Annotated in this window: 9 protein-coding genes; 4 read left to right on the top strand and 5 right to left on the bottom strand. The window is 59.5% G+C overall.

Features of this window, described 5'->3' with window-relative positions:
- Nucleotides 1-513, top strand: a 513-nt coding sequence (locus B8746_RS08015) for an IS3 family transposase (RefSeq protein WP_143434554.1), incomplete at its 5' end; no start/stop codon positions are given.
- A 166-nt stretch (nt 514-679) separates the two neighbouring features.
- Entirely contained in the window at nt 680-1,432 is a 753-nt protein-coding gene (locus B8746_RS08010; protein WP_084393090.1) for a prepilin peptidase, read from the top strand.
- 34 nt (nt 1,433-1,466) lie between these two features.
- Here the strand turns inward: B8746_RS08010 and B8746_RS08005 are convergent, their stop codons facing one another.
- The 3 genes from B8746_RS08005 to B8746_RS07995 all read right to left on the bottom strand — a co-directional run bounded on the left by B8746_RS08005 (nt 1,467) and on the right by B8746_RS07995 (nt 2,775).
- Nucleotides 1,467-1,799: an ArsR/SmtB family transcription factor gene (locus tag B8746_RS08005; RefSeq protein WP_233124039.1), complete on the bottom strand. Its 333-nt coding sequence runs from the start codon at nt 1,797-1,799 to the stop codon at nt 1,467-1,469.
- Between the two features lie 89 nt (nt 1,800-1,888).
- Nucleotides 1,889-2,332, bottom strand: coding sequence for a DUF6691 family protein (locus tag B8746_RS08000; protein ID WP_084393089.1), 444 nt, complete (start codon nt 2,330-2,332; stop codon nt 1,889-1,891).
- Nucleotides 2,332-2,775 (bottom strand): YeeE/YedE family protein, encoded by a 444-nt coding sequence (locus B8746_RS07995; protein WP_084393179.1) that lies wholly within the window; start codon nt 2,773-2,775, stop codon nt 2,332-2,334. Before B8746_RS07995 ends, B8746_RS08000 begins: the two co-directional genes overlap by 1 nt.
- 201 nt (nt 2,776-2,976) lie before the next feature.
- On the opposite strand from B8746_RS07995, the gene B8746_RS07990 reads away from it, so the two are divergent.
- The gene (locus B8746_RS07990; protein WP_084393088.1) at nt 2,977-3,843 is read left to right on the top strand and encodes an MBL fold metallo-hydrolase; all 867 of its coding nucleotides are present in this window, start codon (nt 2,977-2,979) and stop codon (nt 3,841-3,843) included.
- A gap of 27 nt (nt 3,844-3,870) precedes the next feature.
- Nucleotides 3,871-5,679: a SulP family inorganic anion transporter gene (locus B8746_RS07985; RefSeq protein WP_084393087.1), complete on the top strand. Its 1,809-nt coding sequence runs from the start codon at nt 3,871-3,873 to the stop codon at nt 5,677-5,679.
- On the opposite strand, the gene B8746_RS07980 is transcribed toward B8746_RS07985, so the two are convergent.
- Together B8746_RS07980 and B8746_RS07975 are read right to left on the bottom strand one after the other, a co-directional pair.
- Complete coding sequence (locus B8746_RS07980) at nt 5,676-7,115, bottom strand: UdgX family uracil-DNA binding protein (RefSeq protein WP_084393086.1); 1,440 nt, start codon at nt 7,113-7,115, stop codon at nt 5,676-5,678. The two genes, B8746_RS07985 and B8746_RS07980, sit on opposite strands and share 4 nt — an antisense overlap.
- The gene (locus B8746_RS07975; RefSeq protein WP_084393178.1) at nt 7,112-8,362 is read right to left on the bottom strand and encodes a putative DNA modification/repair radical SAM protein; all 1,251 of its coding nucleotides are present in this window, start codon (nt 8,360-8,362) and stop codon (nt 7,112-7,114) included. The genes B8746_RS07980 and B8746_RS07975 overlap by 4 nt, the downstream gene beginning before the upstream one ends.
- Between the last annotated feature and the right edge of the window lie 29 nt (nt 8,363-8,391).

Here is an 8,391-nt window from a genome sequence, read left to right as displayed (position 1 = left end):
ACGGGCCATGTCTGGTCGTATGACTTCGTCCAGGACCGCACGCATGACGGCAAGGTGTTCCGTATGCTGTACGTGATTGATGAGTTCACTCGCGAATGCCTCGCCATTCGTGTCGAACGCAAGCTCAATTCCCGTGATGTGCTCGACACGCTGGGCGAACTGTTCGTGCATCATGGCCCGCCGGAGCATATCCGTTCCGATAATGGCCCCGAGTTCATCGCCACCGCCCTGCGCGAATGGCTTGGCCGGATCGGCGTGAAGACGCTCTATATCGAACCGGGTTCACCATGGGAAAACGGATACTGCGAAAGTTTCAATTCCAAGCTTCGCGACGAGTTGCTGGCGAGGGAAATCTTCTTTGATCTCAGGGAGGCCCAGATCCTGATCGAGACTTGGAGACGGCACTACAACACCGATCGGCCGCATTCCTCTCTGGGCTACCGCCCGCCTGCGCCACAGGCCATCTTGCCCGCGGCGTTCATACCGCCTTACTGTGTGGATGTAGCGGCATGAACGCCGCTACGTGGAAACCGCCGGACTAACATTACCGGTGGACCACCTCAGTGGGGCAGAGCACAGGCAGATATTGCTTTGACGGTCCGGTCGCAAACTCTCACAAAGCACGAACATCGACCGCATCCAGGCAATTCCTGAACACGAAGAAGAACCGGCGCTTCGAATGATAGCACTTGCGATCATCCTTTTCTTCGCTGGACCTGTCATCGGCGCCCTTGCTGCGCGTCTGTCATATGCTTGGCCCGACGCTGACGGCAGACACCAAGACGCCGACCAGTGCCAGAATTGCGGCGCAAGCTACCGCTGGTTCGAAGTCCTCCCTGCCGTCAGCTCCGTCATGCACCAGGGCCGATGTCCGCGCTGTGGCGCACAGGCAAGAACCCTTCATGTGGTTGCAGAAGGTCTTGGACTGTTCGTACCGGTAACCGCCTGGCTGTTTGCGCCGGAAGGCATTTTCATCCTGTCCTGCCTGATTGGCTGGACTCTGCTGGCGCTCGCCATCACTGACTGGCGGGTATTCATTCTTCCGGACGCGATGAATGCCGTTCTTGTGGTCCTTGGCGCAGCTTTTATTGTCCTGCATGCGCGCGACGACTGGCTGCATCACCTCGCCGGTGGTCTTGCAGGCTTTCTCATCCTGTTCAGCGTGGAGGTCGCCTACAAGGCGCTGCGCGGGCAAGACGGGCTCGGCCGGGGCGACGCGAAACTGCTTGGAGGACTGGGCCTATGGCTGGGCTGGACGCGGCTGCCTGAAGTATTGCTCTTTGCATCTGCCTTCGGGCTGACTTTCGCGCTGCTTTCCGGGAGGTCCAGAACCGAGGGAGAACCGGGACAGACGCCTTTGGCCTTCGGCCCGTGGCTAGCACTCGGAGCCTGGACAAGCTGGCTCGCTGGCCCGCTGCTTGTGTCGTCCTGACGTCGAGATTCCAACGCTGCGACGCTTGCAAGGCCTAGTCGCCGACCGGCATGAAATGCCTGCAGAGCACGTCCATAAGCTCCGTGCCGATCCCTTCGCGGGCGCGGTAATAGATCGTCTGCGCGTCCCGCCGGCTGTCAACCAGACCAACAGCGCGCAGCTTGGTGAGGTGCTGCGAAACCGAAGACGCCGTTTGGTCGGTCTGCTCGGACAGCGAAGTCACGGAAAGCTCGCCTTCGCTGAGCAGGCACAGTATTTTCAGCCGCGATTCCGAAGCCATGGCCCGCAGCAGGTCTGCCACTTCACCGACCCGTTCGGTCTTGTTCTCTAGGCCGAAAATCGACCGAATGTCCGTGAGCTGGTTCAATATTCCAACCTCTATCCGCCATCAATTCGTGTTCAGGCACACGCAGAGATAGTGATTATACCTGCAACCGCAACTCGATATGGCCACGATTACTTGTAAGTTCTGCTGCCTTTCATCGCCAATCGGACGATCTGGGCGATTTCGAACAGCGCCATACCCACCGTCATGGCCGCAACGAAAACATAGACAGAGGGGTGAGCAAGACTAAGACCTGCCAGCGCCGGTCCCGGACACAATCCCACCAGTCCCCACCCGATACCAAACATCACCGCACCGATCATCAGGCGCTTGTCGAGGGTACGGCTCGTCGGCACCTGGAAGCGCTCGTCGAAAGCGGGCCTGCTCGCACGCCATGCCAAGCGATACCCGATTGCGGTGACCGCGAGGGCGCTTGCAATGACGAGCCCAAGCGACGGATCCCAGCCACCTGCAACATCCAGGAAGTCCAGCACCTTCTTCGGGTTGATCATTTGCGAGACCACCAGTCCGGCTCCGAAGACCAGACCGGCGAGCAAGGCAGCAAGATTTCGCATTACCCCATACTCCCCGTTCCGCCCGTGAACACATGACGCATCAGGGTGGCTGCAATGACGCCAACAATCATGAAAATGCCGACGGAAATGATTGAACGCAGCGACAGTCGAGACAGTCCGCACACGCCATGCCCACTGGTACAGCCCGACCCGAGCCGGGTGCCAAAGCCGACAAGCAAGCCCGCAATGATGATGAGCGGCCAGCTGGACGTTATCTCAATTGCCGGCATCTCGCCCGCCACAAACCCAAAGATCAGTGGTGCAGCGACAAGACCAGCCACAAAACTCAACCGCCATGACCGGTCGCCGCGCCCCGCCGTGGCAATGCCCGAAAAGATTCCACTGATGCCCGCAATGCGCCCGTTCAACGCCATGAGCATAACTGCCGAGACGCCAATCAGCGCGCCGCCAATAATCGCCGAAAGGGGGGTAAAGTTTTCCATCGAGCTCCTGACCAGATCGAATGAGGTGACCGGCAGGGCCAGTGTCACCATGCGAAAGCATTTCATTCTTGTATTTTATAAAATACTAAATTACAAGCCTTGGGCTCAGCCGCCCTGCATGACAAGGGGATCATCGGCTGGTGCGGCCCTCCAGCGAGGGCCAAACAGACTGCACGCTCAGGCAAACGAAAGGAGCATGTCATGCCGCAGCTCGAAGTCAGACACTTCTTCGACGACGCGACCAATACCTATTCCTATGTCGTCTGGGACCCAACCAACAATGTGGCCGCCATCATTGATTCCCTGCTCGATTTCGATCAGGCCTCAGGGCGCACAAAAACCGTGTCTGCGGACAAGATAATCTCCTTCGTGAAGGAAAAGGGCCTTTCTGTTGACTGGATCATCGACACCCATGTCCATGCCGACCATCTGACTGCCGCGCCCTATGTCAAAAGCCAGCTCGGCGGGCGCACCGCCATTGGCGAGCACATTTCGACGGTGCAGAAAGTCTTCGCGAAAATTTTCAATGAGGACCAGCGCTTCCACACGGACGGCAGCCAGTTTGATCACCTGTTCAAGGATGGCGAGAGATACAAGGTCGGCACGATTGAGGCCCAAGCCATCCACACGCCCGGTCATACGCCTGCCTGCATGAGCCACCTCATCGGCGATGCGGTCTTTGTCGGCGACACGATCTTCGCGCCGGACTATGGCACGGCCCGCTGCGACTTTCCCGGCGGCGATGCCGGAACGCTGTACGATTCCATCCAGCGTCTCTTTGCCCTGCCCGGCGAAACGCGCGTCTTCCTCTGCCACGACTACAAGGCGAAGGGCCGCGACACCTACATGTTCGAGACCACGATTGCGGAAGAGAAGGCCCACAACATCCATGTCGGCGGCGGCATCTCGAAAGAGGACTTCGTGAAGATGCGCACCGCCCGCGATGCCACACTCGACATGCCGAAACTCATCCTCCCATCGGTGCAGATCAACATGCGCGCGGGCAACTTGCCCGAGCCTGAAGACAATGGGCAGCGCTACATGAAACTCCCCATCAACGCCCTTTAGCGGTTATAAGGGTCAGGAGGGGCGAGCATGGCGTTCAGGGCTTCGAGATATTTCCCCATTCTCGAATGGGGGCGCGAATACAGACGCGAGACACTGGTCAATGACCTGATTGCGGCGGTGATCGTGACGATCATGCTTATCCCGCAATCGCTCGCCTATGCCATGTTGGCTGGGCTGCCGCCGGTTGTCGGCCTTTACGCGTCCATCCTGCCATTGATCGCCTATGCCATTTTCGGCACCAGCCGGACGCTTGCGGTTGGCCCGGTCGCGATCCTGTCCCTGATGACAGCCGCGGCCGCCGGGAAGATCGCCGCACAAGGCTCGCCTGAATATATCCAGGCCGCTGTCATCCTGGCCCTGCTCTCAGGTGCGATCCTGCTCGTGCTCGGCCTGCTGCGGATGGGCTTTCTCGCCAATTTCCTCAGTCACCCGGTCGTCTCGGGCTTCATCACAGCCTCGGGCATCATCATCGCCGCCTCTCAGCTAAAACACATCCTCGGTATCAGTGCGGGCGGGCACAACCTGTTCGAAATCGTCGTGTCGCTCTGGCAGAATATTGGCGCGACGAATATCCCGACCCTGATCATCGGCGGCGCGTCACTCATCTTTCTCTTCGGCGCGCGGAAATACATGAAGCCGGCGCTTAAAGCCGTCGGCCTGCCCGAAAAAGCTGCCACCATTATCACGCGCACGGGCCCTGTCTTCGCTGTTGTCGCGAGCATCCTTGCCGTCGCTCTCCTTCAGCTGCAGGAGGATGGCGTGAAGATTCTCCGCGAGGTCCCCCGCGACCTTCCCACCATTGGCGTTCCGGCCTTTGACCGAGAGATCTGGATGCAGCTCTTGGGCTCCGCTGCGCTGATTGCACTCATCGGTTTCGTGGAATCTGTCTCTGTCGCCCAGACGCTTGCCGCCAAGCGCCGTCAGCGGATCAGCCCGAACCAGGAACTGATCGGCCTCGGCGCGTCCAGCCTCGCGGCGGGCATTTCATCCGGCTACCCTGTCACCGGCGGACTTGCCCGTTCCGCTGTGAATTTCGATGCGGGCGCGGAAACACCCGCTGCCGGCGCCTTCACTGCGATTGGCATTGCGTTCGCAACCGTCTTCCTGACGCCGTATCTCTACTACCTGCCGCAAGCTGTGCTCGCCGCAACCATCATCGTCGCTGTGCTGTCGCTGGTTGACCTTAAGGCCATCCGGCAGGTCTGGTCCTACTCAAAATCCGACTTCGTCGCCATGGCCGCGACGATCCTCGTCACGCTCTTCTCCGGCGTCGAGCTTGGCGTGACAACCGGCGTCGCACTTTCGCTCTTCCTGCATCTCTACAATACGAGCCGTCCGCATTTCGCGCTTGTCGGCCAGGTGCCAGGCACACACCATTTTCGCAATGTGAACCGCCACGCCGTCGTCATTTCAGACAAGGCGCTGATCATCCGCATCGATGAAAGCCTGTATTTTGCCAATGCCCGCTTCCTCGAAGACACAGTATACTGTGTCATCAGCAACCGGCCGGATCTCGAACACCTTGTCCTGATGTGCCCCGCTGTGAACCGGATCGATGCGAGCGGCCTCGAAAGTCTCGAAGCAATCAATGAACGCCTCAGGGATGCCAGCGTCACCTTACACCTGTCAGAGATCAAGGGGCCCGTCATGGACCGGCTCAATCGCTCTCACTTCCTGGAAGAACTCTCTGGTAACGTCTATCTCAACACCTATGACGCGATGGAAGATCTCGATCTGGAAAGCGTTCAGCACGCATTTTCCCGTGACGTGAAAACAACCGACCCGGCAGCAATCCCCTGCCCCTCCCTTGCCCTTGCCGGGTTCGAGCGCGCCTAGGCGGCCAGTCTGGCCGCGCGTGCAAGATCATCTATGAACATGGCTTCCTGCTCCGCCCGCAGACCCTTGTCGGGCAGGCGCAGCAGATAGGATGGGTGGATTGTCGGAACCAGCTGCCCCCGGTTTCCGAGATCGATCACCGTTCCACGCACGTCCCCCACCTTCACCGACTTGCCCAGCACACCCCGCAACGCCGTCGCGCCGAGCGCCACCGTAACCGCCGGATCGACCTGCGCGCGCTCAAGGTCCAGCCACCAGCGACAATGATCAATCTCTCCAGCGTTCGGTTTGGCGTGCATGCGCCGCTTTCCGCGCGGCGTGAACTTGAAATGTTTCACGGCATTTGTGACATAGACCGCGCTGCGCTCGATCCCGGCCTGTTCCAAAGCGCCATCCAGCACCTTTCCGGCGGGGCCGACGAAGGGCTTTCCCGCAATATCCTCCTGATCGCCGGGCTGTTCTCCGACAATCATTATCCGCGCCCTGGCCGGGCCTTCGCCAAACACAGGCTGTGAGGCGTGACAGTGCAGCGAACAGCGCGTGCAGTGAAGGATCGCCTTGCGTGCCTCTTCGAGCGTCTGGGGTGTTTCAGGTCCCTGTCGCTGTGCCTGATGGCGCTCGGCCAGGCGGGACGAAAGAAGAGTTGGCGCGGTCACCGCCTCATCCTGCATCTGCCGCGTGCGGGCCTGCGCACTCGCGATCATGTCCGGAATGAGCGCCGCCTCAGGCATGTTCTTCCAGTATTTCTTCGGCATTTCGGATGTCATCGCCGAAACCTTCAGACGGGCTGGATTGAAGATGGCCTGAAAATACGTCTTCCACTGGTCTTCGACGGAATCGTCAGAAGGCACATCCTCGCGCCGGCCACCGGGCCCATATGTAAGGTCGCTTCCGTCCCACATCGCGCTCGCCTCCGGTGTCACGATGACCCAGTTCATGTTTGGAAAGCGGCGCCTGAAGAAAGGTGCACCAAGCGTGGTGATCCGGTGGGTCGGTTCAAACCAGGCGGCATAATGCTCGCGCCCGTCCACGCTTTCACCGGCTTTGCGGAAGCGGACAAAGGCATGCATCTTGTGAATGTCACGGCGGATCGCCTTTTGCGCGCTCATCAGCCAGTCGGTGTCTGCGTCGAGGCGATGGGAAAGGATGTGCGGCGCCGACTGCAGTTTGAAGAGCGCTGAGTACAAACGGTCAAATCGCTGTTCATCCCTGTAACAGACGATCTTCCTTGCAAGGTCCAGAAATGGTTTCGTCGCCCTCACCTCACGGACCGGTTCGAGTTGGTCGAGCCTACTGTCACCGCCGAACAGCGATCCGGCCTGCCCCGGCAATCGCCAGCTGATCTGCGCCGGTCTGATCTGCGCCGCGCATAGTTTTCGCGCGGCGACGCGCCATCCCTCGAAATCTGTCTCGGACTGCAGCTCCACCTCGATCATGCGAACAGGCTCAACTGCTCTGGCGGGGGCGTAAAACGCTGCCTGAGGCCCGCCTCATCGGTGAGGCCGCCAGGACTCCAGTCTGCGGCGACGATAAATGGCAGCGCGGTCCTGATCGAGCGGGTGAGTTTCGCGAGCCCATCCAGTCGCAACCGCCCATGTCGGCGCGCCGCGATGATCCGCTTCACCGTCTTTGGTCCAAGGCCGGGAACTCGTAGCAAGTCACGCCGCGACGCCCTGTTCACATCCACCGGGAAATGAGCCCGGTTGGCCAATGCCCAGGCAAGCTTCGGGTCAATGGAAAGGTCGAGCATGCCATCGGTTGTAGCGCTTACCACTTCGCTGGCCTCAAAGCCGTAGAAGCGGCACATCCAGTCTGCCTGGTAGAGCCGGTGTTCACGGATGAGCGGCGGCTTGATCGGCGGAAGGTCAGACGAGGCGTCAGGCACTGGGCTATACGCCGAATAGTAGACCCGCTTCAGGCCATACCCCGCATAGAGCCTGGATGACGTCGTCAGAATGGTCGCGTCATTGGTTCCGTCTGCCCCGACGATCATCTGGGTCGACTGACCACCCGGCGCGAAGCCTGGAGGTCTTGCCTTTTTGATGAGACGGCTCTTCGCGGCGTCCTTGCGATCATCAATACCCGATTTCACATCTGCCATCGCTTTCCGGATCGTCTGCCCCGTCTTTTCCGGCGCATAGGAAGAAAGACTTTCATCGGTCGGCAGCTCGACATTTACCGACAGTCGGTCGGCGTGTCGTCCGGCGGCATCGATCAATGCCGGATCGGCCTCAGCGATGGTCTTGAGGTGGATATAGCCGCGAAACCCATGATCCTCGCGCAGGCTTCTTGCGACTTCGACCAGCTGCTCCATCGTATAGTCGGGAGATCGGATAATCCCCGACGACAGGAACAGGCCTTCAATATAGTTCCGCTTGTAGAAATCCAGCGTAAGCGAGACGACTTCCTCGGGCGTGAACCGCGCCCGCTCCACATTCGAGGAGGACCGGTTCACGCAATAGCGACAGTCATAGATACAGAAATTGGTCAGCAGGATTTTCAGAAGCGAGATGCACCGGCCATCCGGCGCATAGGCATGACAAATCCCCATGCCTTCTGTCGAACCGATGCCGCTTTTGCCAACCGAGTTTCTCTTCGATGTCCCCGATGAGGCGCAGGAGGCATCATATTTTGCAGCATCGGCGAGAATGGAAAGTTTCTGGATGATCGTCTTCTTCGTCATGGAGTAGCTTTCTGCCTGGAACATATGTA

Origin of the sequence: Henriciella pelagia (assembly GCF_002088945.1) — a bacterium.
GTDB classification, from domain to species: Bacteria; Pseudomonadota; Alphaproteobacteria; order Caulobacterales; family Hyphomonadaceae; genus Henriciella; species Henriciella pelagia.
Note: the sequence above shows the minus strand (reverse complement) of the source record. Positions and strands in the feature narration are given on the sequence as shown.

Excerpts from the sequence above, each read along its gene's own strand:
- B8746_RS08010 (WP_084393090.1), top strand. The coding sequence starts at position 680 with ATGATAGCACTTGCGATCATCCTTTTCTTCGCTGGACCTGTCATCGGC.
- B8746_RS08000 (WP_084393089.1), bottom strand. The coding sequence starts at position 2,332 with ATGCGAAATCTTGCTGCCTTGCTCGCCGGTCTGGTCTTCGGAGCCGGA.
- B8746_RS07995 (WP_084393179.1), bottom strand. The coding sequence starts at position 2,775 with ATGGAAAACTTTACCCCCCTTTCGGCGATTATTGGCGGCGCGCTGATT.
- B8746_RS07990 (WP_084393088.1), top strand. The coding sequence starts at position 2,977 with ATGCCGCAGCTCGAAGTCAGACACTTCTTCGACGACGCGACCAATACC.
- B8746_RS07985 (WP_084393087.1), top strand. The coding sequence starts at position 3,871 with ATGGCGTTCAGGGCTTCGAGATATTTCCCCATTCTCGAATGGGGGCGC.
- B8746_RS07980 (WP_084393086.1), bottom strand. The coding sequence starts at position 7,115 with ATGATCGAGGTGGAGCTGCAGTCCGAGACAGATTTCGAGGGATGGCGC.
- B8746_RS07975 (WP_084393178.1), bottom strand. The coding sequence starts at position 8,362 with ATGACGAAGAAGACGATCATCCAGAAACTTTCCATTCTCGCCGATGCT.